The organism is Meiothermus sp. (assembly GCF_026004075.1).
GTDB lineage: Bacteria > Deinococcota > Deinococci > Deinococcales > Thermaceae > Meiothermus.
In genome coordinates, this window is sequence record NZ_BPIK01000002.1 from 115510 (window position 1) to 140259 (window position 24750).

The window sequence follows — 24750 nt, forward strand, 5'->3', positions numbered from 1 at the left end:
CTCCCTTACTCGATGATCTTAGCCACCACACCGGCACCCACGGTGCGACCACCTTCACGGATGGCGAAGCGCAGACCTTCCTCCATGGCGATGGGCTTGATGAGTTCGACGGTGAAGGTGATGTTGTCACCGGGCATGACCATCTCCACGCCTTTGGGCAGCTCCACCACTCCGGTCACGTCGGTGGTGCGGAAGTAGAACTGCGGGCGGTAGTTGGTGAAGAACCCAGTGTGCCGGCCACCTTCCTCCTTCTTCAGGATGTACACCGAGGCCTCGAACTTGGTGTGGGGGGTGACGCTGCCCGGCTTGGCCAGCACCTGACCCCGCTCGATGTCTTCCCGGCCCACGCCCCGCAAGAGCAGACCCACGTTGTCCCCGGCAATACCCTCGTTGAGGGTTTTGCGGTGCATCTCCACCCCGGTTACCACGGTCTTCTGGGTCTCCCGCAGCCCCACAATCTCCACTTCCTCACCGGTTTTGATCTTCCCGCGCTCAATCCGGCCCGTGGCCACCGTACCGCGCCCGGTGATGGTGAACACGTCTTCCACTGGCATCAGGAAGGGCTTGTCCACGTCCCGCTGGGGGGTGGGGATGTAGGAGTCAATGGCGTCCAGCAGCTCCCAGATCTTATCCACCCACTCGTTCTCACCCCGCTGGGTCTTGGGGTGGGCCATCATGTGCTCCAGCGCCTTCAGGCCCGAGCCGCGGATGATGGGGGTGTCGTCGCCGGGGAACTCGTACTGGTTCAGCAGGTCGCGAATCTCCATCTCCACCAGATCCAACAGTTCGGGGTCGTCCACCATGTCGATCTTGTTCAGGAAGACGATGATGTAAGGCACCCCCACCTGGCGCGAGAGCAGGATGTGCTCGCGGGTCTGGGGCATAGGGCCGTCGGTGCCCGAGACCACCAGGATGGCCCCGTCCATCTGAGCCGCGCCGGTGATCATGTTCTTGACGTAGTCGGCGTGGCCGGGGCAGTCCACATGGGAGTAGTGCCGTTTCTCGGTCTCGTACTCCACGTGGGCGGTGTTGATGGTAATCCCGCGGGCCTTCTCCTCAGGAGCTTTGTCGATCTGGTCGTAGGCCTGCACCTCCACGCTGGGGTTGGCCGCCGCCGCTACAAAGGTAATCGCCGCCGTCAAAGTGGTCTTGCCGTGGTCTACGTGTCCGATGGTGCCCACGTTTACGTGGGGTTTGGTGCGCTCAAATACGCCTTTCGCCATAACAGTTTCACTCCTTCTATTTCGCTTAGCGTCGTGGGGTCAAGGGTAGGCCCGACCCCCTTGGTTTATTGCCCCTTGATCAGCTTTTGCGCGATGTTTTGGGGCACTTGCTCGTAGTGGTCGAAGAACATCGAGAACTGGGCACGGCCCTGGCTCATCGAGCGCATATCGTTGGCGTAGCCAAACATCTCGGCCAGAGGAACGAAGGCCCGTACCAGCCGGGCGTTGCCGCGCTCTTCCATGCCCTGAATCTGCCCACGGCGAGAGTTAAGATCGCCGATGATGGAGCCCAGGAATTCCTCAGGGGTGATGACCTCAACACGCATGATGGGCTCGAGGATGGCCGCACCACCCTTCTCGATGGCCTCTTTAATGGCCATTGAACCGGCAATCTTGAAGGCCATTTCGGAGGAGTCCACCTCGTGGTAGCTACCGTCGTAGAGGGTGACCTTAATGTCCACAATGGGGAAACCGGTGAGGGGCCCCGACTGCATGGCTTCCTCGATGCCTTTTTGCACCGCCGGGATGTACTCGCGCGGAATTACCCCACCCACGATGGCGTTGACAAACTCGAAGCCCGAGCCGCGGCCCAGGGGTTCGGCCTTGATCTTGACGTGACCGTACTGTCCACGCCCACCCGACTGGCGCACGAACTTACCCTCGACATCCACCGGGCGGGTGATGGTCTCGCGGTAGGCTACCTGGGGCTTGCCCACGTTGGCGTCCACCTTGAACTCGCGCTTGAGGCGATCCACGATGATTTCCAGGTGCAGCTCACCCATCCCCGAGATAATGGTCTGGCCGGTCTCGGGGTCGGTGGAGACGCGGAAGGTGGGGTCTTCCTCGCCCAGACGCGCAAGGGCCACGCCCAGCTTGTCCTGGTCGGCCTTGGTTTTGGGCTCGATGGCCAGGTCAATCACAGGCTCGGGGATTTCGATGGACTCGAGGATAATCGGCTCGTCTCCATCCCCTACCAGCGAGTCGCCGGTGATGGTTTCCTTGAGTCCCACCACCGCACCCAGCTCGCCCGCACGCAGCTCTTCCACCTCTTCGCGGTGGTTGGCGTGCATCTGCAGCAAGCGAGCTACGCGCTCCTTCTTCCCTTTGGTGGTGTTCTGCACGTAAGAGCCCGACTTTAGGGTGCCGGAGTAAACCCGGACAAAGGTCAGTCGGCCCACGTAGGGGTCGGCCATAATCTTGAAGGCCAGGGCCGCCAAGGGGCCGTTGGGGTCAGCCGGGCGCTCGATTTCCTCGCCATTCTCGGTTTTGCCCTTGATGGGGGGAATATCCAGCGGCGAAGGCAGGTAGTCCACCACCCCATCCAAGAGCAGTTGCACGCCTTTGTTCTTGAGCGCCGAACCCAGGAAGACCGGGAAGATCTCGATGGCAATGGTGCCCTTGCGGATGGCCCGGATGAGCTCCTCTTCGGTGGGCTTCTCGCCCTCGAGGAACTTCATCATGATGTTCTCGTCATAGTCGGCGGCCGCTTCCACCAGTTTCTCGTAGTATTCGGCGGCCTGGGCCTTCATGTCCTCGGGGATTTCAACCTCTTTGATGTCGGTGCCCAGGTCGTTGCCGTAGATGTAAGCCTTCTGGCGCAGCACATCCACGATGCCCTTGAAGGTATCCTCGCGGCCAATGGGCAGTTGCATCAACACCGGCTTGGCCCCCAGGCGCTCCTTCATGGTGTTGACCACCAACCAGATATCGGCCCCGGTCTTGTCCATCTTGTTGGCGAAAGCAATGCGGGGCACCCGGTACTTGTCGGCCTGGCGCCAGACCGTTTCGGACTGGGGCTCCACCCCCTGCGAAGCGTCGAACACCGCTACTGCACCGTCCAGCACCCGCATGGAGCGCTCAACCTCGATGGTGAAGTCTACGTGGCCGGGGGTGTCAATGATGTTGATGCGGTGCTCGATGCCGGTACCGCTGTGCTTCCAGTTGGCGGTGGTTACAGCCGCAGTAATGGTAATACCACGCTCGCGCTCCTGCTCCATCCAGTCCATGGTGGCAGCGCCTTCGTGCACCTCACCGATTTTGTGGATGCGCCCGGTGTAGTACAGGATGCGCTCGGTAGTGGTGGTCTTACCGGCGTCGATGTGGGCCGCAATCCCGATGTTGCGGAAGAGTTTTAGGTCAAAACCAGTCTTGACAGACATACTTACCACCGGTAGTGGGCGTAGGCTCGGTTGGCTTCGGCCATACGCTCAACATCTTCTTTCTTCTTGACTGCACCACCCTTGCCCTCGGCAGCCTCCAGCAGCTCGGCCGCCAGGCGCTGATGGGCCTCGCGTTCGCCGCGGCTGTTGAAGGCGTTCACGATCCAGCGGATGGCCAGGGTCTGCTGGCGGCGGGGCGATACCTCGACGGGCACCTGGTAGTTGGCCCCACCCACCCGGCGGCTGCGCACCTCCACGCGGGGGCGCACATTGTCCAGGGCCGCCTTAAACACCTTGAGAGGTTCCTGCCCGCTTTTCTCCTGGATAACCTCACAGGCCTGCTTGAAGATTCGGGCTGCCAGGTTCTTCTTACCGCCGCGCATCATACGGTTGATGAGCGCGGTGACCACCACATCGCCGTACAGATGATCGGGCTCGAGTTGGCGAATTTCTGCTTGTCTTCTCCGCGACATACTTAAACCTCACTCGTGCCGCCCCAAAGGGCCACACGTGGAAGAGTTACTTCTTACCCTTGGCCGCCGCACCCTTGGCATCGGCTTTGGGACGCTTGGTGCCGTATTTAGAGCGGCTCTTCTTACGGTCTTTCACGCCCTGGGTGTCGTAGATACCCCGCACAATGTGGTAGCGCACACCCGGCAGGTCTTTCACACGGCCCCCGCGGATCAGTACCACCGAGTGTTCTTGCAGGTTGTGGCCTTCGCCAGGAATGTAGGCGGTGACTTCGTACTGGCTCGAGAGCCGAACCTTGGCTACCTTGCGCAGCGCCGAGTTGGGCTTCTTGGGGGTGACAGTACGCACCACGGTGCAGACCCCCTTGCGGAAGGGGCTTCCTTTGAGCGCGGGCACCTTGCTCTTCTTGACCACCGGCGTACGGCCCTTACGGAGGAGTTGGTTGATGGTTGGCAGTGTAATCACATCCTTTCGTTCGACTAGAGTGTTCTAAAAACTGAAACCCCACACGGAGGTCTGCGTACTTGCGCTGCGCTCGGTGCGGGGTTCCCGTCGAGAAGCGAACCAGGCCAGCAGCCTGCGTTTCGCCCCTAGGTTCTCAAGAATCGCTGTGCGCGACGGTCTTCCCGTGAGCGCAACCGATGTTACCTCAGGGCCGGGGCTGGCCTGAGGCGACGCAACCCTAGAAGTATATACGGCCAGGAAGAGTTAATCAAGGGGGAAAATATGGCTTAGGTATCAGCTACAAAGACGGTGCTGCCATGCTCAATAGCCCATCTATGGGCGTGGCACTGGAAACTCAGGCGAACCCGGGGCAATTGCTGGAGCATAAGAAAAACATGCGCCCTGCCCTAAACTCATATGGAAGGATGGGTCGCACGGTTCAGCGCAGCAGCCAGCGCACGTCCTCTACCACCCGTTCCGTTTCGGCGGCTTTACCGTTGCCGTACACGAGGCGCAGTTGTCCCTTGGGGTCGAGGGCGAAGACCGTAGCGGTGTGGTCTACGTTGTACTCAGCGGCCGACTTGATCTGGGATTTTTGATAAAAAACCCCGTAGCGTTTGGCCACCTCGGCGATCTGCTCGGGGGTTCCGGTCAGCCCGATAAAGCTGGGGCTAAAGAAGGTGACGTAGTCCCTTAGCTTTTCCAGGGTGTCTCGCTCAGGGTCTACCGAGATGAGCAAAACCTGCACCCGCGCCTGCTCGGCGGGGGTCAGGGCTTTGTAGACCTTGCTGAGCTCGAGCAAGGTGGTGGGGCAGACATCCGGGCAGTTCACAAAGCCAAAGAAGATCAGAACCACCTTACCCTGAAAGTCGGACAGGCTTTTGCTCGAGCCGTCGTGGGCGGTGAGGGTAAACTGATTGGCCTCGGCTGGCCGAACATTCAGAAGCCGGGTTCCGTAGGGCTGGTAGGTGTCTCGAGATAGCAGAAAAGCCGCCCCCGCCAGCAGCAAAGGCAGGCCAGCCAATAAGGTGATCCAAATTGCTCGACGTGGCATGTTTGTACTCCCGAACCAGAGGGGCAGGATACACCCCCTGCGAACCTGGGTTAACCCTAGACAACCAGGCCCGAGGCAAATGTCCCCCAGTAGACAGTTTCCCGGCACCCCGCACGTAGCTTTTGAAGGTCAGGGCGGTATCACCACCGCTACCCGAATGCGGTATAAGGCAAGCCAATTTACATTGGCCCGGCGTCTTTGGGGCAAGATGGGGTTGGCATGGATGGTCGGGCTGTCGCTTTTTCTCACCCCCTGGTTCGCTGGGCAGGGGCCCTCTTCGTGGCGCCCTTCTTCTTACAGTTGCTGGGACTGGGCAACACCTTGCTGGGGGGTGGGTTGTGCGGTGAGTTGTTTGGCAACGACACCCCGCTGGGGCTTCAGGGGGCGGGGTTCTGGTATGCGGTCTTGTTCATGATGCTGCTGGGCTTTCAGCTCATGTACGGGGGTTTCTTGCTGCTGGCGCGTTTGCTCGAGATGCCCGCCAGCATGGAGCGGGGAACCTACAAAGGGGGGATCTGGTTGGTGGGGCTTATCACCCTGCTGTTCGTCCTGACCCGCACCACCGGCCTGCCCTACCCCAGCCCCCAGGGCCTGGCCTTGGGGGATACCGCCCCGGTAGATTTACTGAGCCTGATGCTGATGGGCTGCTCGTGGGTGGCTGGCTTCCTGCTGTGGCAGTTGCTCAGACATGGCGAACTTTCCAAAACCCGCTAGGCTGTAAGCATGGAGCGTTTACTCGAGGTCATGCGGCGTTTGCGGGGCCCGGACGGCTGTCCCTGGGACAAGGAGCAAACCCACCAAAGCCTGCGCCCCTACCTGCTCGAGGAGGCCGCCGAAGCCGTAGATGCCATTGGCAAGGGTGACCCCAACGAGCTCGCCGAGGAACTGGGGGATGTGCTGTTGCAGGTGGCCTTTCATTCGGTGATTGCCGAGCAAGCGGGCACCTTTACTTATTCACAGGTGGAGCAGCACATTGTGGATAAGCTCATCCGGCGTCACCCCCACGTGTTCGGCGACGTGCAGGCCGACACCCCCGAGGCCGTTACCGCCAACTGGAACGCCATTAAGGCCCAGGAGGGCAAAACCGCCCAGTCTATTTGCGACCAGGTGCCGAGAAGCCTGGGGGCCCTGGCCCGCGCCGCCGAGATCCAGAAAAAAATGGGGTACGCCTTTCCCGGAAAAGACCGACTGATGGACGCTCTCGAAGCGGGCAACCTGGCCGAGGCCCTGTGGCTGATGGTGGCCTGGTGTCGGGAGGAAAAAATCAATCCGGAGATTCTGTTGCGCGAGCGATGTGAGGAAAGCTGTTCATAAAGCGTCAGATACCACAGATGAGAGCGCAGCACCGGTGCACAATAGGAAACGTGAAGGTTCCGTGGTGACCCCGGCACCTGGTTGCCCAGTCCAGCGGACAGACCCATGAAATCGGATCTGCTCAAAGCCCTCGTTGCCCGCTCCCCTCAACCATTGGTGAGGCCGGAGGGCTTCGTGGATGCCGCCGTGCTGCTGCCGGTATGGGAGGGACAGCTTTTGTTCACCGTACGCAGCGCCCACCTCCCCCACCATGCCGCCCAAATTAGCTTTCCGGGGGGCCGCTTTGACGATGACGAAAGCGCAGAGGAAGCTGCCTTGCGCGAGGCCTGGGAAGAGGTGGGGCTCAACTCGGAGCACGTGGAAATCCTGGGACACCTCAACCCCACCCTCTCGCCTTTTGGCTTCCGGATATTTCCTTTGCTGGGCCGGATTACCCAGGAACCCCAGCTCACCCCCAACCCCGCGGAAGTAGAAACCCTGCTCTGGGTGCCCATTGAGGAGTTGCTGGCCGCTCCAGCTTACGCCGAAGAGCGTACGCCCCCACCGGGCAACCGCTTTCCAAATGGCCTGGGCGGGGAGTTCTCCGAGATAGAAGGCCAGCTACGGCGCAAAGTCTGGCATTATCCCTGGCGGGGCTACGACATCTGGGGTGTGACCGGGAACATTGTGCACGATTTCCTCGAGCGCCTCCGCCAGGTACGCCTTTTTACAGATTCAGCCCCTGGCTGAACCCAAAAAACAACCGAAGAGACCCCCGGATGCGCCTTTCATAAGGTTTCCGCTTGAATCCTTCACCGCCCGCCGCAGTCAGAGGTGAAGGTCGTGTAAGGAATTATGTGTAGGGGTTTGTGTAAAAAGAGGGGGTACCGCAATCAACAAGGAGGTACCCCATGGATCAGGATACCCTACAGATGATTTTGCGCGAAGCGGTAAGGGAAACAGCCACCGAGGTCTTGCAGATTCTGCTGGACGCCGACCGGGAGGCCTTCTTGCGGGAACACGGAGGACGCAAAAACGGCTACTACCCCAGGCGGCTTTCGACCCGCTTTGGTTCAGTGAACCTCCAGATGCCCAGGGATCGCGAGGGGTGCTACTATCCCAGCTTCCTGGAACCTTATGCCCGGCGCCTGGTGGACGTGGGGGAGGTGGCCGTGGCCCTGTATGCCGCCGGGGTGACGCAGCGCAAAGCGGCGGAGGTGCTGAGCCTGTTGCTGGGGCACCGCTATACCCACGAGACCCTTAGCAGCCTGACCGACCAGGTCTTGCGGGCGGCGGAGCAGTACCGCCAGCGGCCTTTGCCGGAGGAACTGGCCGTGGTCTACCTGGACGGTCTGTTTCTGAGGGTCATGCGGGACGACCTGGGGGTTCAGCAAGAGGCGGTGTATGTGGCGCTGGGCATCACCCCCAGCGGGGAGCGGCAGGTGCTGGGCTTCTGGCTCCTGCCCGCAGAGAGCGCTCTGGCCTGGGAGGAGGTGTTGAAGGGCTTGTGGCAAAGGGGCCTACGGCGGGTCTTGCTCTTCGTGACCGATGGCCTTCCCGGCATGGAGGCGGCCATCCAAAGGGTCTACCCCGGCGCCGAATGGCAGCGCTGCGTGGTGCACATGGTGCGCTCCAGCCTGGCACAGGTGCGTGCACGGGATCGGGGGGCGGTGGCCGAGCATCTACGCGGGGTGTACCGGGCGGAAAGCCGACAGGAAGCCCTGGAAGGCCTGGAGCGGCTGCGGCGAACCTGGGGGTCGAGGTACCCGCGGCTGGTGAGCGGTTGGTGGGAGGACTCCGCGGCGCTGCTGCGGTTCTATGGCTATCCCAAGGTGCTGTGGCCCTACCTTCGGAGCACCAATCCGATGGAACGGTTTATCCGGGAGATAAGACGCAGTACCAAGGTACGGGATCACAAGTTTCCTACAACGGAGGCGGTGTTCAAAGTGCTGTATCTGGAGAGCGAAAGGCAGGAGGGCAAATGGACAGAGCGTACACTCAGAGGCTTTGCCGAGGCAAAGGAGATGCTAGAACAGATGCTGAAGGAGCGGTACTTCCCCTCTACACAGACTGCTACACATAAATCTTGACACGACCGAGGTGAAGGATTCAAGCCGACCGAAGGGAGTAGAAAAGCATTTCGGTAGTATCGTTTAGGCTTGTCAGAATGATACTACCGAAATGCGTATTACGCGCAGAATTGATATCAATCCGCAGCAGCCGAACGGGGCTCAAACACCGGACGGGCCTGCCGGGAAAGCTGATTGTACAGTTCCAGGAATTGCGCCTTGGCCTGCTGCCCCAAAAAGCCCGGCGGGGTGAGCTCGGGCGGTAGGCCGGGGTCTAAGAAAAGGTTCTTGCGGGCCTGGTGAATCATGTGGGTCAGGCGCACAAAGGCCTCCTCGGCGCTTTGGGCCCGCGGTGGCTTCTGGGCCAGAAAAGCCCGGTAGCGGGTCTGGGCCGCCTTCAGGTTGAAGGATTTTTCGATGAGCTCGAGGGAGGGTGTGCTGGAAAAACGCTCGGCCTGGAACAGCTCAACGTAGTTTTGCAGGCCGTAAAAGCCCACCAGGTCGCGGGCGGCCTCGAGCGAGCCGTTGGGGCTGATCCAGACGCCCGGCGCCGGCGTACCGAAGCCAAGGAGGATTAGCTCATTGCGAAAGCGATCCCGCACGGTGCGCTTGGTTTCCGGCACGGCATAGACCAAAATGCGCCACTTGCCATCCCATGGCGCACCATAGCTATACAGGCGCTCCCGCACCTTCTCGACCTGCCAGGATACCCGCGGCGAAAGCCGGTAGTAGGCGCGGCGTCCATCCTTCTCTGGCATAATCCAGCCCCGTTTGACGCTGCGCGAGACCGCGGCCCGCACGGCGGGTTCGCTGAATTGCAGCAGTTCCATCCAGCGAATCAAGTCCCCCACCCAGGCCCGGTTTTCTGGGTAAAGGTACTCCATGTAGAGTGTAAATAGATAAGACCGCGCCCGCATTGAAGCACAGTATAATACGGATTTTTGCCCTACCAACAAAAAAGCGTTTGCATTCAGAGTCAGGGTTTGAGCCCCCCATTACCATACGCCAGGTGCTTTTTTTCTGGGGCTCCCGTGGAAAGCGCAAATACGCTGTTTGCTGCGACGGGCTAAGGAGCGAAGCTTCCCGTGAAGCACCTAATCGGAAGCCGCTGGCTGGGCCTCGAGGCGAAACCACCGCCCACTTCGATAACGCCACAAAAACATGCTCACCCGCACCGTCTCCTCACCCAGCAGCCGCCCCAGAAATATGCCCCACAATCCCAAACCCAACGGAAACGCCAGCAGCCAGGCCAGGGGCAAACCCACCACAAACACTGTCACAAAATCGGAGAACAGTAAAAAACGGGTGTCCCCCCCGCTGGCCAGGGTGCCAAAAAAGATGAAGTTGGACACCTTAACCGGCTGGAACAGCGCGTTGAGCAGCACGGCCCAGAAAGCCCATTCCTGCACCTGCGGGGTGGTGTTGGGGTAGAGCACCGGCAGGAGAAAAGCGAACAGGGCAAAAATAAAGCCAAAGATGGCGGCCGAAGCCAGCCCAATCTGCCAGATTTGGCGCGAGACTGCCCAGACGCCGGGGGAGTCGGCCCGCCCAATGAACTGGGCCACCAGCACGGTAGCCGCGTAATGCAGGCCCGCCGAGGCGGTGATGAAGACCATCTCGAGGTTGCTCACAATCTGAAACACCGCCAATTCCTGGGTGCCCAGACGCTCGAACAGCAGGGCGAACAAAAACACCCCGCCGCTGAATACCACCTCGGTGATGAACAGCGGCAACACCAGCGGCACGGCCTGGGCCAGCAGCGGCCGGATTTGCCTCAGGTCGGGCCAGGCCCAACGCAGCCCCCAGCGGCTTGCAAACAGCAGCCCCAGCAACAGCGCCGCCCGGATGCCCTGCGCCACCAGGGCCGCCACCGCCGCCCCTACTGCGCCCATCCCCAACGGAAACGCAAACAACCACGACAATAGCGGTATCAGGGCGATGGTTGGGATGGTTACCAGCATGGGGATGCGGGCCTTACCAATACTGCGAAAAGCTGCGCTGCTCACCACGCTGAGGGTGATTAGGGGCAAGGACAGTGCCACCAGCGAAAGATAGGGCCCACCAATCGAGATAACCTCGGGGTTGGCCCCTACCAAGTTCAAGAATGGGGTGGCCTCCAGACCCAACGGTAGGGCCAGCGCAAGTGCCAGAAGCGAAGAAAATCCGATGAAAAAACTCACGATGCGCCGCACCGCGGCCTCATCGCCCCGTCCCCTGGCCCGGCTGGCCAGAATGGCGCACCCCGCACCCAGGGTATTGAGGCACAGAATACCGATGAACAGAACGTTATTAGCCAGCCCCACCGCAGCAATGGTGGCGGTGCCCAGGGTTCCCACAATCACCTGATTGACGAAGCCAAGGGCTAGCTGAACGGTGGACTCGAGGCTCACCGGCAGGGCAATTGTGAATATTTCGCGCCGGGTATCGGCAGTCACAAAGGCCAGCATACTACGCAGCCAGCCATCTATCCCGTCGCTTGCCCTGTCGCCGGTGCTGCAGGGCCGGAAGGCTCGAGCCGCCCACTTCCGGGCGGGGTACAATCAGCAACACTATGAACACCCCCATCTGGAACACCGAGCGCCTGATTGAACAGGACATCGCCCATCACCTGCACCCCGTCACCAACCTGCACCGCCACAAAGAACAGGGCCCGCTGGTGCTGGTCGAGGGGAAGGGCTCTAAGGTGCGTGACAGCGAGGGCAGGTGGTACATTGATGGGTTCGCCGGGCTCTGGAATGTGAATGTGGGCTACGGGCGCCAGGAGCTGGTGGAGGCCGCCCGGCGGCAGATGGCCCAGCTGGCCTTTCAGCCCACTTTTTTTGGGCTGGCTACCCCCCCGGTCATCGAGCTGGCGGCCAAGATGCACCAGCTTCTGCCGCACCACTCCCATTTCCAGTTCACCTCGGGCGGGGCCGAGTCCAACGAGACCGCCATCAAGATTGCCCGCTACTACTGGGCCCTGTCGGGCCAGCCCCAAAAAACCAAGATTATCTCGCGGCGCATGGCCTACCACGGGATCGCCATGGGAGCGCTGGCCGCCACCGGCGTACCGGCCTACCACGCCGATTTTGGGCCGCTGCCGCCGGGGTTCTTGTACCTGAGCGCGCCACTGGCCTACCGCAACAATCCGGGGCTTTCGGAGGCCGGGTTTGTAGCCATGCTGGCCCAGGAACTCGAGGACTTAATCCTTCGGGAAGGCCCCGAGACCATCGCGGCCTTTATCGGAGAACCGGTGCAGGGGGCGGGGGGCGTGGTGCCACCCCCCGAGGGCTACTGGCAGGCCATCGTCCCCATTCTGAAGAAGTACGAGATTCTGCTAATTGCCGACGAGGTGATTACCGGCTTTGGCCGCACCGGCGAGATGTTCGCCCAGACCACCTACGGCTTCCAGGCCGACATCACCAGCTTTGCCAAGGGCATCACCTCGGGGTATGTGCCGCTGGGCGGGGTGGGCATCAGCCCGCAAATTTTCGAGCGCATTTCGGCCCCCGACCGCATGTTCATGCACGGTTTCACCTACTCGGGGCATCCGGTGGCCTGTGCGGTGGCCCTGGCCAACATCGAGATTATCGAGCGCGAGCAGCTTTGGATTAATGCCCAAAAGCGGGGTGAGCAGCTTTTGCGGCGGCTCCAGGCGCTCGAGACCCACCCCCACGTGGGCAACGTGCGCGGCAAGGGCCTGATGGCCCTGGTCGAGGTGGTGGAGGACAAAGCCAGCAAAAAGACCTTTGACCCAGCTAGAGGCATTGGGGGGCGGCTAATGCAGGTCAGCCGGGCAAAGGGCGTGATCGTGCGCTGCAACGATACCGGCTTTGCCATCGCCCCACCTCTGGTTATTACCGAGCAAGAGATCGACGAGCTGGTAAACGCCCTGGCCGAGACCCTGGACGAAGTCCTGGGTGCCTAAACCCCCATCAAACCGATTCGGCGGTGAGCAGACCGTCTACAGCGCGCCCCTGCAGCAGCCGGAGCATCTCCCCTACCAGGTACAGCGAGCCCGTCACCAGCACCGGGCTGCCGTCCTGTTGAGACGACTGAACAGCGTGTTGGAGGGCCTCGAGCGGGTGGTCGAAGTAGGGCGCCGGGTATGCCTGCAACAGTTCTTCCGCGCGCAAAGCGCCTCTGGCGGCATAGGTGTAGCGCACGCTCCTGGCTTTGGGTAGCAGGGTTTGCAGGATGGTGCGGTAGTCCTTGCGGGGAAAAGCCCCGAAGACCAGGTGAAAGCCCTCGAGCTCTTCTACCAAAGCCCTGGCCGCAGGGGGATTGTGGGCCCCATCGAGTACCACCGGGACGCCCTGATAGGTGAGTTGCTGCATCCGGCCTGGGTGCTGGGCTGTGGATAAACCTGTGGATATGGTGGACTCGTCGTAGCCCAGCAGGCGCAACACCGCCGCGGCCAGGCGGGCATTTTGGCGCTGGAAGCGGCCCTGCAGCGAAGGTTGCACCGGCAGATCAAATAAAGGGCCGCTTTCCGAAAGCACATAAAGCGGTGCTGCCCGTTCGGCAGCTATGGCGCGGATTACCTCCAGCCCAATCCCCTCGGCCCCGGTTACCACCGGAACCCCTGTCCGAACGGCGCCTGCTTTGTCCCTGGCCACGCCCTCGAGCGACCCCCCCAAGGTTTCTAGGTGGTCTTCCCCGATGTTGGTCAAGACCGTGGCCCGCACCCAGGGCAACACGTTGGTAGCGTCCAGCAGCCCACCCACCCCCGCCTCGATGGCCGCTATGCTGATACCCACCGCTGCAAAGTGCCGAAAAGCCAGCGCCGTGGTGAGGTCGAAGAAGGCCACCGGCTCGGAAAACTGCTGGCCCTGGGCCCACTCCACAAAATGCACCACCTCCGCCTCGGGAATCAGGCCCAGGTGGGTGCGAATACGCTCGCGAAAGTCCAGCAGATGGGGGCTGGTGGTGGCCCCGTAGCGTTCACCGGCCGCCTTGAAAGCCGCCTCTAAATAGGCCACCACGCTGCCTTTGCCGTTGGTGCCAATCACGTGAACGGTAGGGAAAGCGACCTCGGGGTGGCCCAGGCGTTGCAGCAGCGTTCGAATCCGCGACAGGCCCCTGGGTGCCCCGGCACGGGTCTGGGCATACAACCATTCCACCGCTTCCGAATAAGTCACGGGCACAGTCTACCGCGGTTGGCACATACGCCTAGATGGGCTCGTGATCCGCAGCAAATGGAACGAAAGGCTATGCACTCGGCCCTACAGCACCTGGCGGCGCAGGTTGGATAACAGCAGGCTCGAGGCCAGCAGCAGCCCGGCTCCCAGCCCAAATAAACCGCTGACCTCGGTGCGCTGGGGCTTCCAGCCCACCACCCGGCCCAGGTTGCGGTAGGCTTCTCGCAACGCCTCGGCCGACTCGGCTGCGTAGTACTGGCCCCCGGTGGAGTCGGCGATGGCCCGCAGGGTTTCTTCGTCGAACTGCATCCAGTAGCCACCCCAGTACTGATCGGGGTCGCCTGGGTTGCTGCGACGGCCCAGCCCGATGGTGTGTACCACCACCCCCATATCCTTGGCAAATGGGGTGACCTCGAGCGGGTCTATGCCGCTGTTGGTTCGGCCGTCTGAAAGCAGCACCACCGTAGAAGATCCCAGGGGCTTGTCGTTTTCGTCCTTAGGAATGGCCTTGAGGCTCTCCAGCAAACCATCGCCAATGGCCGTTCGGCGGGCCATCTGCAGTAGCTCAATCTGGTCTATCACCCGTTGGTGATCGGTGGTGGGCTCCACTTCCAGGGTGGCGTAGCCAGCGAAGCTCACCAGCCCCACTTTGACGCTATCCGGCAGCGCCCGCACAAAATTCTGCGCCTCGCGCTTGGCCGCCTCGAGGCGGCTCGGCTGGATATCCTGGGCCCGCATCGAGAGGCTGATGTCGATGGTCACAATCACGGTGGCCGTGTTGTCGGGTGCGGGGATGGTAGCCTCGGGACGGGCCAGGGCCGCAATAGCCAGCGCCAGGGCCAGGCCGTACAGCTAAGCCCCCAGGTGGCGTTTCCAGCGGGGTTCGGATAAACGGGCCAGCTGGGCCAGGTTGGGGTACAGCACATAGCCGCTCGAGCCCTCCGCTCCTACCCTGCGCCAGTAGACCCAGGCCAGCAGTGGTAAAAGTAGTAGCAGCAACAGCAGGAGCGGAAACTGGAACCCCACGGCTCACCCCCTCGAGCAGCGCTTCGGCAAATAAACTACCTCTCGAGTTTGCCGGCTAATGCCCTGCCAGATGGTAGGCCCATTTACGGTTGATCTTCAAAAAACGCGGTATCTCCTATCAAAGGCGCATTACCCATGGGTCATCGCCGGCTGGACTTCTGCTTGAGGTTGAGCCGGGGTGCCCAGCAAGTAGGCCACCACATCCCGTGCGCTGTACTCGGTGCCAAACTGACGCACAAAGCGACCGATGCGCTCGAGGTCGTCGCCGCTTGTTACCAGGGGTAGCTCGCGGTCGCCGTTTTTCTGTAGCTGCCCCATCCCCACCGCCGCCAAAAGGGCGTTGCACAGACACTTGCGCCCCTCGGTGTTGGCGAGTTCACCCCCTTTAGCCAGGTACTGCTCGATGGGTTCGGAAGCGCAGCGGAAGCCAATTTTTCCTTGGGGGGTCTGGTAGGCCTCGCGCAGATAGCCCAGGTCGCAGACCCGCGTTCGCCGCTGGTATACCTCAGGTTGCGACAGGGTGCCCTCGACTTCGGCTACCTTGAAGGGAAAGCCGGTGGGCGAGGCCTTGGGGTCGGTAAAGACCCTGACCTCCCCCCGGGCGGCCTGCTCGAGGATGCTCCGTTTGAGGCTGGCCTCGAAGCCCGACTCCTGGCTGTAGGCGAACAGCGTCCCTACCTGAATGCCAGCGGCCCCTCGTGCAAGGGCTTCTTGTAAGGCCTCGGGCGAGCCGGTGCCCCCTGCCAGCCAGAAGGGCAGGCCCAGGGCTTTGATCTGCTCGAGATCCACCACGTCCCGCTCGCCGTACACCGGCTGCCCGCGCTCGTCAAAAACCGGGGCACCCCTGGGCGGCGCGTTGTGCCCACCCGCGGTGGGGCCCTCGATAACGAAGCCTTGAATGGTACCCGTTACCTTGCGGGCCAGCAGGGTCGCCAGCGAGTTGGAGGCGATGATGGGCAAAAAGTGGGGGCGCTTGAGGGTTTGCGCGCCGCCCAGCACCTCGCGTGGGTCGAAGTAGAGCCGGGGGGCTTCGGCGCCCGTCCAGCCGGTTACGTCAATTTTGAGCGAGGCGGTCTCACCGGCAGCCAGCTTATCGAGCGCTTCGGGAATCTCGCGGGGAATGCCGGCCCCCATCAAAACGTAGTCCACCCCGGCCAGCATGGCCCCATACAGCGTGCCCAGGGTGGGCAGTTGCAGCTTGGTCAGGAGGTTGATGCCCACCAGGCCCGAATGCCCTTCCTTGGCCAGAAACACCTCCACATAGCCCCCCAGCACGTGCATGATTTGCGAGGCCGTATCACCCAGCCGGCTGGGCATGGGCAGGCGCAGGTAGGGCTTGCCTTTATGGCCTTCGGGCAGGAAGTATTTTTCCAGCACCGGCTTAACCCAGTGCTGCACAGGGAAGGAAGCCAGCGCGCGGCGCATCAGCCCGCCGGGGTCGCCCTCCTGCAACCGCCGCACCAGCACGGTATCCATGGCGGTTCCAGAAACCACCCCCAGTTGCCCCAGCATCGAAACTGTTTTAGCCAGACGCCAGTTGGAAACAGAAACACCCATCCCACCCTGGATAATGCGCGGTAGGGCTACAGTAGAAACACTTTGCACGTCAACAAACCTCCATAAGCAACTCAAGACGACGACGAGATGGTTGATTGTATGGGATGGGCAGGTGAGAACTAAAGGTTAAAGCACAAAAGCCGCCGGGTCTGTACTGAGTCCAGCCTTGAAGCGGCAACCCGGTTGGATGGTGTAATGGGGCCTGTATGAGCCTCGAGGCCCTCTACGACCAGCTTACCGCCTGCCGGGCCTGCCCCCGGCTGGTGGCCTGGCGCGAACAGGTTGGACGGGAAAAACGCGCCGCTTTTCGCAATAACCAGTACTGGGCCAAACCCGTACCGGGCTTTGGCGATCCCAAGGCCCGGATTTTGATTTTTGGCCTGGCCCCCGGCGCCCACGGCTCCAACCGCACCGGGCGGCCTTTTACCGGCGATGCCTCGGGTGATTTTCTGTACCCTGCCCTCTACCGGGCCGGCCTGGCCAGCCAGCCCACCTCGAGCCACCTGGACGATGGCCTTGCGCTCGAGGGGGTGTACATCACCGCGGCGGTGCGCTGTGCCCCACCACAAAACAAGCCCAGCCCGCTCGAACTTCGCACCTGCGCGAGCTGGACAGCTCAAGAACTGGCCCTCTTGCCCCATATCCGGGTCTACCTGGCCCTGGGCCAGATCGCCCACCAGGCCCTGCTGGAATACCACAGCCTGCCCAAGGCCCACCTCCCCTTTCGGCACGGCAGCGAGTATCGGGTAGGAGAACGGATTCTGCTCAGCTCCTACCACGTGAGCCGCCAGAACACCAACACCGGCAGGCTAACCGCGGCGATGTTCGACGCCATCTTGCAGCGGGCCAAAACGCTGGCCGGAGTCAGGTAAAAAGCTGGCCTGGAGAAGAACCCCCCAGGCCAGCGGTGCGCTTGCGAAAAGCCGTCTAGCTTTCTGCTTTCTTGCTGTACAAGAAGTCGTAGAGCAAAGCCGCCAACCCGGCCCCTACCAGCGGGCCCACCCAGTAGACCCAGTGCGCGGCCCATTCACCGCCAATAATGGCCGGGCCCAGCGCCCGCGCGGGGTTCATGGCCGCCCCGGAGACGGCCCCACCGGCCAGGATGTCCATGGTGATTGCCAGACCAATCGCCAGCCCGGCAAAGCTAAAGTTGTTGAAGATCGCCGAGCCGAAGATGACCGAGACCAGGAAAAAGGTCAGGAAAACCTCCATCATGAGGGCCTGGATGGCAGTGTGGTTCGCGCCGGGGGCCGGGGTTCCGTCGGCCACCGCCGTACCGCCATACAAAGCGCCGATAAAGAAGGCCGCGACCAGCCCCCCCAGCAACTGCGCCACCCAGTAACCCACTGCGCCCACCGGGGTAATACGACCGGTTATGAGCATGGCGAAGGTAACGGCAGGGTTAAAGTGCCCGCCCGAGATAGCCCCCAAGGCCACCACCGAAAGACCAATGGCCAGGCCGTGGGCTAGGGCGATGGCCATCAGATCACCGCCCTGGGTGGCCGCAATGGCCCCAATCCCCACAAAACACAGGGCAAACACCCCCAAAAACTCTGCAACAAGGGCACGTAGGTTCATGCTTTCCTCCCGCCCATACGTTACCGTAGGCCACCGGCTTTTCACAAATGGCCGAATTCACACCCTAAACGGGCCGGCCTACGTAGGATAAAACCGTGTGGTTGCGACTCAAGCGTTTATATAAGGCCTTTGTCCCAGCCCAAGCCCAGCCAGATGACGCCTGGGCACTGGCCGAACTCAGCATCGAGGAGGCCCACCTGTACAAAGCCATGGACGTACGCGACCGCGAGCACGCCGTGCGGGTAGCCAAAAGGCTGCTGGAGCGCTACCCGGACGCCCCCAGCTATGCCGTGCGGGCCGCCCTGCTGCACGACTGCGGCAAAGCCCTGCGCCCCTACCGTCCCCTGGAGCGCATCCTGACCGGGCTTATAAGCCTGGATGTACCAATTGAGCCGCTACACAAGGGATGGCGAGGAGCCTGGCAGATTCGCCAGCACCACCCCGAGTATGGCGCCATGCGCATCCTCGAGCCCCAGGTAGCCCAGATTGTGCGGGAGCACCACCAGCCGGTAAGCCTGTGGGCTAAGCGGTTACACGAAGTAGACGAAGAGTTCTAGAACCGCTCGGTGACGCTTTTCATCTGCAAAAAGTTGAGCAGGTAGTCGGGCCCCCCGGCCTTGGTATCGGTGCCCGAGAGGTTGAAGCCGCCGAAGGGCTGCACCCCCACCAGGGCCCCGGTAATTTTGCGGTTGAAGTAGAGGTTACCCACGTGGAACTCGCGCCGGGCCCGCTCGAGGCGCTCGCGCTTGCGCGAGAAGACCCCGCCGGTCAGACCGAAGCGCGTGCCGTTGGCTACCTCCAGGGCGGCGTCGAAGTCGGGGACGCGGATCACCGAGAGCACCGGGCCAAAAATCTCCTCCTGGGCGATGCGGGCGTCGGGGGATACGTTTTCGAAGATGGTGGGTGAGATAAAGTAGCCGCCCCCCTCGAGCCGCCGTCCCCCCAGCGCAAGCCTGGCCTCCTGCTGCCCAATCTCGATGTAAGAGAGCACGGTTTTCTCCTGCTGGGCGCTGGCCACCGGCCCCATATCGGGGTTCTCCTCGGCCGGGCCTACAATCAGGTTTTCGGCACGATCCAGCACTCGCTCCATGAGCTGGTCGTAGATTCCATCTACTACGATGAGCCTCGAGGCCGCCGAGCACTTCTGGCCCTGGAAGCCAAAGGCGCTCTGCACAGTGGCTTGCGCAGCAGCAGCAATATCCGCGGTTTCGTCCACAATCAGGCCGTCTTTGCCGCCCAATTCCAGGAAAACCCGTTTGAGCCAGACCTGCCCCGGCGAAAGCCGGGCCGCGCTCTCGTTGATCTTTAGGCCCACCTCGAGCGAACCCGTAAAGTTGACGAAACGAGTGCGAGGGTGCTGTACCAGATAGGCTCCAATTTCGCTGCCCGACCCCGGCAAAAAATTGGCAACCCCTGGTGGAAGACCGGCTTCTTCCAAAATCTCAAAGAGCTTGGCCGCAATCACTACCGTGTCTTCAGCGGGCTTGGAGACCACGCAGTTGCCCACCGCAATGGGGGCCACCGTCATGCCAGCTAGGATGGCCAGGGGGAAGTTCCAGGGGGCAATTACCACCCCCACCCCCAGCGGGATGTAGAAGGCCTCGTTGTCCTCGCCCGGATAGGGCACCACCGGGGCTCCATCCTTGTACTTGAGGGCCGAGATAGCGTAGTAGCGAATAAAGTCTATGGACTCGGCCACGTCGGCGGCGGCCTCCACCCAGTTCTTGCCAATCTCGTAGACCAGCCAGGCCTCGAGCTCCCGCTGGCGGCGCTTCATAATCTGGGCTGCCTTCAGCAAAACCCGGCTGCGGTGCTCCTGGGGCCAGTCGCGCCAGGTTTTAAAGGCCCGCCAGGCCGCGTCCAGGGCGGCATCGGCCTCGGCGATGCCGGCCTTGGCGCTCACCCCCACCACCTCGCTGGGGTTGGAGGGGTTGGTGGAGGTGATGGTGGCCGGGGTGTGCACCCGCTCCCCCCCGATGACGAGGGGATAGTGGCGGCCAAACTGGGCCCGCACCTCGGCCAGGGCCTTGCGCATGGCCTCGAAGGCTTCGGGGCTCTGGAAGGTTTCAATAGGTTCGGGACGGTAGGGTTCGGTGGTCATACTTGCTCCTTTCAGTCAGATTACGATAAGGCGTTTGCGATACCCGGGATGGAACAGAGCTGGAGTCCCTCAGCGCGCGTACATCGAGCAGCTCATATCTACCCCTGGATCAGGCTGCGCGCCACAAACAAAAGGTTCTCGGGGCGCTCGGCGATGCGGCGCGAGAAATAGGGATACCAGTCGGTACCGTAGGGCACGTAGGCCCGCACGGTATAGCCCTCGGCGGCCAGCTTTTTCTGCTCGTCGCGGCGCACCCCGTAAAGCAGTTGAAACTCGAAGCGATCCGGCCCGATGCCCATCTGCGCCGTCCAGCGTTTCATCTCCTGGATGATCTGGGGGTCGTGGCTGGCAATGGCCGTGTAGAGGCCGTTTTCCAGGGCTTTCTTGCACAGCAGCACAAACTGGGCATCCACCAGGCGCTTATCCTGAAAAGCCACCTCGGGGGGTTCTTTGTAGGCACCCTTCACAATGCGCACCGGCGCTTTGAGGGGTATCAGGGCTTGCAGGTCTTGCTCAGTGCGCTTGAGGTAACTTTGCAGCACCACCCCGGTGTTATCGAAGCCGGCCTCGCGCAACCGCCGGTACATCCGGAGCGTGGCGTCTACGCGGGGACTGTCCTCCATGTCCATGCGCACGAAGCAGTCGTGCTGCCGGGCCTCGCTCAGAATCTCCACCATCAACGAAAAAGCCAGGTCTTCGGAGATATCCAGACCTAGCTGGGTGAGCTTGAGGGCCACATAGCGGGGGTAAGGTCGCTCACCCAAGGCCTGCACCAGCCGGATAATCTCGCGCTGGAACTGCCGGGCCTGGGCTTCGGAAGTGACCATCTCGCCCAGCAGATCCAGGATGGCGTGAATCCGGTCGCGCTCGAGGGCCTCCACTGCCTGCAAGGCCTCCTCGAGGGTATCCCCGGCGATGAAGCGGCGGGCAAAGTTGCGGCCACGGGTGAGCACCAGATGCTTGATGCTGGGATTCTGGGCAATGGCCAGCACAAACGAGCGATAGCTTTGGTTGAAATCCATAGGGGCTCCTCTACTGCCAGACCTGCGCCTGAAGGCTTTGCATGACCAGGTCGCGGAAATAGCGCACATGCGCCCGGGCGGCCTCGGCGGCCTCGGCTGGGTTGCGGGCCTTGAGCGCCGACAGAATGGCCCGGTGCTGCTGGCGGGTTTTGGGGTGCTGGGAAAGGGTTTGCTGAAACGAGCGGACGAGGGTGAGGCTCGAGCGCAGATCGGCGTAGATGCGGGCCAGGGTTTTGTTGTGGGCCGCTTCGATCAGGGCGGTGTGGAAGTCGAAGTCCACCTGCATCTGCTGGGCATAGGCTTCCTTGGGCAGGACATCGAGCGCCTGGAGCAGCCGCTCCAGCCGGCTCAGTTCGTCCTCGGTGGCGTTTTGCGCCGCCAGGGCCGCCGCCTCGCCCTCGAGCAGGGCTCGCACATCGTAAACCTCGCGTACCTCCTCGGCCGAGAGCACCCGCACCCGCGCTCCCTTGCCTGGCAGCAGTTCTACCAGCCCTTCCTGGGCCAGGCGCTGCAAGGCCTCGCGCACCGGGGTACGGCTGACCCCCAGTTCCTGCGCCAGCCCCGGCTCGGAGATGCGCGCCCCCGGCAACAAGGCCCCCATCAGGATGGCCCCCCGCAAATGGGCATAGGCCGCCTCCCGCACCGAGTGGGGTCGCTGAAACTGGGCCATAAACTGTATACAGTATACATGTGGATTTCCCTAGGTCAAACAAAAAGGACGGCCTGTGGGCCGTCCGGAGCAATTACTGAGCACTAAGGCAGGAGCTTGCGTAGTTCCTCGACCTTGTCGGTGTTCTCCCAGGGGAAGCCCTCACGGCCAAAGTGCCCATAGGCCGAGGTGGGGGTGTAGATGGGGCGCTGCAGTTTCAGATTCTCGATGATGGCCTTGGGGCGGGCATCAAAGACCTTCTGGGCCACCTCGGTGATTTTCTCGTCGGGTACAATCCCGGTGCCAAAGGTCTCGACCCGCATCCCCACCGGGCGGGCCTTGCCGATGGCGTAGGCCAGCTCGATCAGGGCGCGCTTGGCCAGCCCTGCCGCCACGATGTTCTTGGCGATGTAGCGGGCGTAATAAGCCGCCGAGCGGTCTACCTTGGTGGGGTCTTTACCGCTGAAAGCGCCGCCGCCGTGGGGCACCGCGCCGCCGTAGGTATCCACGATAATTTTGCGCCCGGTCAGGCCGGTGTCGCCGTGCGGCCCCCCAATCACAAACTTGCCCGAAGGGTTGACCAGGTAGAGGGTCTCTTTGCTCAGGTACTCTTCGGGAATGGCCTTTTCGATCACCTTGGTGCGGATGTCGTGGTGGATCTGGTCGGCCTCCACTTCTTCGGAGTGCTGGGTGGAGATCAGGGCCGTACCCACGTAGAGGGGCTTCTGGCCCTCGTAGACCACCGTCACCTGGGCCTTGCCATCGGGGCGCAGATAGGGAATTTCCCCGGTTTTGCGGGCCTCGGCCAGGCGGCGGGTCAGGCGGTGGGCCAGCGAGATGGGCAGCGGCATCAGCTCGGGGGTCTCGTCGGTGGCGTAGCCGAACATCAGGCCCTGGTCGCCGGCACCCACCCGGTCGAACTCATCGCGGGAACCCAGCACCCGCCACTCCCAGGACTCGTTGACCCCGCCCGCAATGTCCGGCGACTGCTCATCGATGGCTGTAAGCACCGCGCAGGTATCGCCGTCGAAGCCGTATTTGGCCCGGGTATAGCCCACCTCGAGCACGGTCTGGCGCACCAGGCGGGGAATATCCACGTAGCTATTGGTGGTAATCTCGCCCGCCACCATCACCAGGCCGGTGGTTACCAGGGTTTCGCAGGCCACCCTGGCCTCGGGATCCTTGGCCAGAATCGCGTCCAGCACCGCATCCGAGATGCGGTCGGCCAGTTTGTCGGGGTGTCCCTCCGTCACCGATTCCGAAGTTATCAGTCGTCGCAACTTTGTCCTCCTCAGCACACGGTCAAGCCGCGTCAACCGACAGAGTATAGCACCCCATCTTTCCGCTCGACATAAATTGCCAGTAACGGTTGTGCCAAACCGGTTCCAGTATATTGTACCGTGCCCAGCTGCTCGCCATGCAGACCACTAACGGGGTGAAAAAGGGCAGGTTTAGAAGCTCGCTGGGTAAAGAAGGAGCTGCCAGTATCGATTTTACCGATAGCCGGCCCGACAACAGTGGAAGAGAGCCTCGCGCGAGGGTGTTGCATCCGCGTAGAATCTGGGCTAGTGACGCTCGAGGACACCCACCAGCACCTGCAACTGCTGCTCGAAGACCCGCTACACGCCCTGCCCAGCTTGCAGGTGGCGGTGGTTCGGGCCGGGGAGGTGGTCTATGCCCGATCGTTTGGGTATCGCTACCTTGACCCCGACCCCAGCCAGTGCCTGCCCGTCAACAACCAGACCCGCTTCCGGGTGGCCTCCATCTCCAAGCTGGTGGTGGCGCTGGGGGCCATGCGGCTGGTGGAGCAGGGGAAGCTCGACCTCGAGGCCGATGTAAGCCAGTACCTGGGCTTTCCCCTGCGCAACCCGGCGTTTCCGCAGGCGCCCATCCGGGTTCAGCACCTGCTCTCGCACACCTCCTCGTTGCGCGACGGCTCGTGCTACGCCATTCCCAGCCCCTACACGCTTCAGGACTTTTTTCATCCCCAGGGGCGTTTTTTTGAGGCCGGGGCCCACTTCGACCCAGCCCACCCGCCCGGCAGTTACGCCTGCTATGCCAACCTCAACACCGGCGTACTGGGCACCCTGCTGGAGTGCGTGTCGGGCCAGCGCTTCGACCTGTTTATGGAGAACGAGGTGCTGCGCCCGCTGGGCCTGGGGGGTGGCTTCAACCTGAGCCGCTTCACCCCGGAAGCTATGGGCAACTTAGCAGTGCTCTACCGCAAGCAAACCGGCGGGGTATGGAACCCGGCTGGCCCCTGGGTAGCCCAGGTGGACGACCACTGCGGGGTGGTTCCAGCAGGCCCCCTCGTCCCCGACCCCAACCGGCCCGACGGGGGGTTTGCCACCGTGGATCTGCGTACCTACCGGCCCGGCACCAACGCCACCTTCTTCTCGCCGCAAGGGGGCTTGCGAGCCTCGGCCCTCGAGCTGGCCCGGATAGCCCAGCTTTTTTTGCACCAAGGCCGGGTGGGGAGCGTCCAGTGGCTCGAGTCAAAGACGCTCGAGCAGGTGTGCGCACCCCAGTGGACCTACAACGGCCACAACGGCGACACCCTGGAAGGCCAGGCCCTAAGCTGGGGGCTGGGGGTCTGGCGTTTTACCAACCAGCCGGGCCAGGACTGCCCGGTGCAGGGCCACCCCCGGCCCTGGTTCGGCCACTTAGGCGATGCCTATGGCCTTCTGAGCGGCCTACTGTTCGACCCGCAGGCCGCTCACGCGCTGGTGTACATCCTGGGGGGCCAGGGCTGTGACCCCGCCCAGCACAGGGGCCTTTACTCGGCCTACACCCGCTGGGAAGAGCAGGTTCTAAGCGCGCTGTACGGTCTGCTAAGCTAGAGGCAAATGGATGTGCAAAAGGCGTGCATTCCGCCCCCTGCAGGCCTGGTGAGCCCCGGTCTCCTTCGGTAGGCCTTACTCCGACAAGCTCAGCAACCATGCTTCGACCCCTTCGACCAGGGCAGGGGTCGGCCCAGCGACTAG

General features: G+C 62.3%; 24 protein-coding genes. 8 read left to right on the top strand and 16 right to left on the bottom strand.

Annotated features, from left to right (window positions below; all coding sequences use genetic code 11):
- Nucleotides 1-5 precede the first annotated feature (5 nt).
- From tuf to Q0X18_RS12935, 5 genes are all read right to left on the bottom strand, one after another.
- On the bottom strand, nt 6-1223 hold the full coding sequence (gene tuf, locus Q0X18_RS12915; protein WP_297559142.1) for an elongation factor Tu: 1218 nt from the start codon (nt 1221-1223) through the stop codon (nt 6-8).
- A 65-nt stretch (nt 1224-1288) separates the two neighbouring features.
- Nucleotides 1289-3382 (bottom strand): elongation factor G, encoded by a 2094-nt coding sequence (gene fusA, locus Q0X18_RS12920; protein WP_297563232.1) that lies wholly within the window; start codon nt 3380-3382, stop codon nt 1289-1291.
- A gap of 2 nt (nt 3383-3384) precedes the next feature.
- On the bottom strand, nt 3385-3855 hold the full coding sequence (rpsG, locus tag Q0X18_RS12925; RefSeq protein WP_297563234.1) for a 30S ribosomal protein S7: 471 nt from the start codon (nt 3853-3855) through the stop codon (nt 3385-3387).
- A 46-nt stretch (nt 3856-3901) separates the two neighbouring features.
- Nucleotides 3902-4309, bottom strand: coding sequence for a 30S ribosomal protein S12 (rpsL, locus tag Q0X18_RS12930; protein ID WP_024050555.1), 408 nt, complete (start codon nt 4307-4309; stop codon nt 3902-3904).
- Between the two features lie 427 nt (nt 4310-4736).
- A complete protein-coding gene (locus tag Q0X18_RS12935) occupies nt 4737-5351 on the bottom strand; it encodes an SCO family protein (protein ID WP_297563236.1) in 615 nt (204 codons plus the stop codon).
- Nucleotides 5352-5570: 219 nt separating this feature from the next.
- Here Q0X18_RS12935 and Q0X18_RS12940 point away from each other — a divergent pair, with 219 nt between their 5' ends.
- The 4 genes from Q0X18_RS12940 to Q0X18_RS12955 all read left to right on the top strand — a co-directional run bounded on the left by Q0X18_RS12940 (nt 5571) and on the right by Q0X18_RS12955 (nt 8734).
- Nucleotides 5571-6065 carry a hypothetical protein gene (locus tag Q0X18_RS12940; RefSeq protein WP_297563237.1) on the top strand — a complete coding sequence of 165 codons (495 nt, stop codon included), beginning with the start codon at nt 5571-5573 and terminating at the stop codon, nt 6063-6065.
- 9 nt (nt 6066-6074) lie between these two features.
- Nucleotides 6075-6665 carry a MazG family protein gene (locus tag Q0X18_RS12945; RefSeq protein WP_297563238.1) on the top strand — a complete coding sequence of 197 codons (591 nt, stop codon included), beginning with the start codon at nt 6075-6077 and terminating at the stop codon, nt 6663-6665.
- Nucleotides 6666-6770: 105 nt separating this feature from the next.
- Nucleotides 6771-7394, top strand: a complete 624-nt coding sequence (locus Q0X18_RS12950) for a CoA pyrophosphatase (RefSeq protein WP_297563240.1) — start codon at nt 6771-6773, stop codon at nt 7392-7394.
- Between the two features lie 161 nt (nt 7395-7555).
- Entirely contained in the window at nt 7556-8734 is a 1179-nt protein-coding gene (locus Q0X18_RS12955) for an IS256 family transposase (RefSeq protein ID WP_297559156.1), read from the top strand.
- 116 nt (nt 8735-8850) lie between these two features.
- On the opposite strand, the gene Q0X18_RS12960 is transcribed toward Q0X18_RS12955, so the two are convergent.
- Both Q0X18_RS12960 and Q0X18_RS12965 read right to left on the bottom strand, forming a co-directional pair.
- Complete coding sequence (locus Q0X18_RS12960) at nt 8851-9630, bottom strand: PaaX family transcriptional regulator C-terminal domain-containing protein (RefSeq protein WP_297563241.1); 780 nt, start codon at nt 9628-9630, stop codon at nt 8851-8853.
- Nucleotides 9631-9807: 177 nt separating this feature from the next.
- Nucleotides 9808-11148 (bottom strand): MATE family efflux transporter, encoded by a 1341-nt coding sequence (locus Q0X18_RS12965; RefSeq protein WP_297563243.1) that lies wholly within the window; start codon nt 11146-11148, stop codon nt 9808-9810.
- A 116-nt stretch (nt 11149-11264) separates the two neighbouring features.
- Here Q0X18_RS12965 and Q0X18_RS12970 point away from each other — a divergent pair, with 116 nt between their 5' ends.
- Nucleotides 11265-12620 carry an aspartate aminotransferase family protein gene (locus Q0X18_RS12970; RefSeq protein ID WP_297563245.1) on the top strand — a complete coding sequence of 452 codons (1356 nt, stop codon included), beginning with the start codon at nt 11265-11267 and terminating at the stop codon, nt 12618-12620.
- Nucleotides 12621-12627: 7 nt separating this feature from the next.
- Here the strand turns inward: Q0X18_RS12970 and Q0X18_RS12975 are convergent, their stop codons facing one another.
- The 4 genes from Q0X18_RS12975 to Q0X18_RS12990 form a co-directional block, all read right to left on the bottom strand.
- Complete coding sequence (locus Q0X18_RS12975; protein ID WP_297563246.1) at nt 12628-13833, bottom strand: folylpolyglutamate synthase/dihydrofolate synthase family protein; 1206 nt, start codon at nt 13831-13833, stop codon at nt 12628-12630.
- An 84-nt stretch (nt 13834-13917) separates the two neighbouring features.
- Nucleotides 13918-14601 carry a VWA domain-containing protein gene (locus Q0X18_RS12980; protein ID WP_297563247.1) on the bottom strand — a complete coding sequence of 228 codons (684 nt, stop codon included), beginning with the start codon at nt 14599-14601 and terminating at the stop codon, nt 13918-13920.
- Between the two features lie 84 nt (nt 14602-14685).
- Nucleotides 14686-14859, bottom strand: a complete 174-nt coding sequence (locus Q0X18_RS12985; protein WP_297563248.1) for a hypothetical protein — start codon at nt 14857-14859, stop codon at nt 14686-14688.
- Nucleotides 14860-14988: 129 nt separating this feature from the next.
- Nucleotides 14989-16464 (bottom strand): nitronate monooxygenase, encoded by a 1476-nt coding sequence (locus Q0X18_RS12990; protein ID WP_297563249.1) that lies wholly within the window; start codon nt 16462-16464, stop codon nt 14989-14991.
- A 158-nt stretch (nt 16465-16622) separates the two neighbouring features.
- Here Q0X18_RS12990 and Q0X18_RS12995 point away from each other — a divergent pair, with 158 nt between their 5' ends.
- A complete protein-coding gene (locus Q0X18_RS12995) occupies nt 16623-17288 on the top strand; it encodes a uracil-DNA glycosylase (protein ID WP_297563251.1) in 666 nt (221 codons plus the stop codon).
- 55 nt (nt 17289-17343) lie between these two features.
- On the opposite strand, the gene Q0X18_RS13000 is transcribed toward Q0X18_RS12995, so the two are convergent.
- Complete coding sequence (locus Q0X18_RS13000) at nt 17344-17994, bottom strand: MIP/aquaporin family protein (protein ID WP_297563253.1); 651 nt, start codon at nt 17992-17994, stop codon at nt 17344-17346.
- Nucleotides 17995-18089: 95 nt separating this feature from the next.
- Here Q0X18_RS13000 and Q0X18_RS13005 point away from each other — a divergent pair, with 95 nt between their 5' ends.
- Nucleotides 18090-18551 (top strand): HD domain-containing protein, encoded by a 462-nt coding sequence (locus Q0X18_RS13005; RefSeq protein WP_297563254.1) that lies wholly within the window; start codon nt 18090-18092, stop codon nt 18549-18551.
- On the opposite strand, the gene pruA is transcribed toward Q0X18_RS13005, so the two are convergent.
- From pruA to metK, 4 genes are all read right to left on the bottom strand, one after another.
- Complete coding sequence (gene pruA, locus Q0X18_RS13010; RefSeq protein ID WP_297563255.1) at nt 18548-20095, bottom strand: L-glutamate gamma-semialdehyde dehydrogenase; 1548 nt, start codon at nt 20093-20095, stop codon at nt 18548-18550. The genes Q0X18_RS13005 and pruA overlap by 4 nt on opposite strands.
- A 98-nt stretch (nt 20096-20193) precedes the next feature.
- Nucleotides 20194-21117: a proline dehydrogenase gene (locus Q0X18_RS13015; RefSeq protein WP_297563256.1), complete on the bottom strand. Its 924-nt coding sequence runs from the start codon at nt 21115-21117 to the stop codon at nt 20194-20196.
- Nucleotides 21118-21127: 10 nt separating this feature from the next.
- Nucleotides 21128-21787 carry a GntR family transcriptional regulator gene (locus Q0X18_RS13020; protein WP_297563257.1) on the bottom strand — a complete coding sequence of 220 codons (660 nt, stop codon included), beginning with the start codon at nt 21785-21787 and terminating at the stop codon, nt 21128-21130.
- A gap of 83 nt (nt 21788-21870) precedes the next feature.
- Nucleotides 21871-23046 (bottom strand): methionine adenosyltransferase, encoded by a 1176-nt coding sequence (gene metK, locus Q0X18_RS13025; protein ID WP_297563258.1) that lies wholly within the window; start codon nt 23044-23046, stop codon nt 21871-21873.
- Between the two features lie 288 nt (nt 23047-23334).
- Here metK and Q0X18_RS13030 point away from each other — a divergent pair, with 288 nt between their 5' ends.
- A complete protein-coding gene (locus Q0X18_RS13030) occupies nt 23335-24606 on the top strand; it encodes a serine hydrolase (protein WP_297563259.1) in 1272 nt (423 codons plus the stop codon).
- The last annotated feature ends 144 nt before the right edge of the window (nt 24607-24750 follow it).

What these genes read in the sequence shown, in the direction of transcription:
- Q0X18_RS13020 (WP_297563257.1), bottom strand. Translation starts at nt 21,787, where the DNA reads ATGGCCCAGTTTCAGCGACCCCACTCGGTGCGGGAGGCGGCCTATGCC.
- Q0X18_RS12945 (WP_297563238.1), top strand. Translation starts at nt 6,075, where the DNA reads ATGGAGCGTTTACTCGAGGTCATGCGGCGTTTGCGGGGCCCGGACGGC.
- fusA (WP_297563232.1), bottom strand. Translation starts at nt 3,382, where the DNA reads ATGTCTGTCAAGACTGGTTTTGACCTAAAACTCTTCCGCAACATCGGG.
- tuf (WP_297559142.1), bottom strand. Translation starts at nt 1,223, where the DNA reads ATGGCGAAAGGCGTATTTGAGCGCACCAAACCCCACGTAAACGTGGGC.
- Q0X18_RS13015 (WP_297563256.1), bottom strand. Translation starts at nt 21,117, where the DNA reads ATGGATTTCAACCAAAGCTATCGCTCGTTTGTGCTGGCCATTGCCCAG.
- Q0X18_RS12940 (WP_297563237.1), top strand. Translation starts at nt 5,571, where the DNA reads ATGGATGGTCGGGCTGTCGCTTTTTCTCACCCCCTGGTTCGCTGGGCA.
- Q0X18_RS12950 (WP_297563240.1), top strand. Translation starts at nt 6,771, where the DNA reads ATGAAATCGGATCTGCTCAAAGCCCTCGTTGCCCGCTCCCCTCAACCA.
- pruA (WP_297563255.1), bottom strand. Translation starts at nt 20,095, where the DNA reads ATGACCACCGAACCCTACCGTCCCGAACCTATTGAAACCTTCCAGAGC.
- Q0X18_RS12995 (WP_297563251.1), top strand. Translation starts at nt 16,623, where the DNA reads ATGAGCCTCGAGGCCCTCTACGACCAGCTTACCGCCTGCCGGGCCTGC.
- Q0X18_RS13000 (WP_297563253.1), bottom strand. Translation starts at nt 17,994, where the DNA reads ATGAACCTACGTGCCCTTGTTGCAGAGTTTTTGGGGGTGTTTGCCCTG.
- Q0X18_RS12960 (WP_297563241.1), bottom strand. Translation starts at nt 9,630, where the DNA reads ATGCGGGCGCGGTCTTATCTATTTACACTCTACATGGAGTACCTTTAC.
- rpsG (WP_297563234.1), bottom strand. Translation starts at nt 3,855, where the DNA reads ATGTCGCGGAGAAGACAAGCAGAAATTCGCCAACTCGAGCCCGATCAT.
- Q0X18_RS12935 (WP_297563236.1), bottom strand. Translation starts at nt 5,351, where the DNA reads ATGCCACGTCGAGCAATTTGGATCACCTTATTGGCTGGCCTGCCTTTG.
- Q0X18_RS12970 (WP_297563245.1), top strand. Translation starts at nt 11,265, where the DNA reads ATGAACACCCCCATCTGGAACACCGAGCGCCTGATTGAACAGGACATC.
- Q0X18_RS12955 (WP_297559156.1), top strand. Translation starts at nt 7,556, where the DNA reads ATGGATCAGGATACCCTACAGATGATTTTGCGCGAAGCGGTAAGGGAA.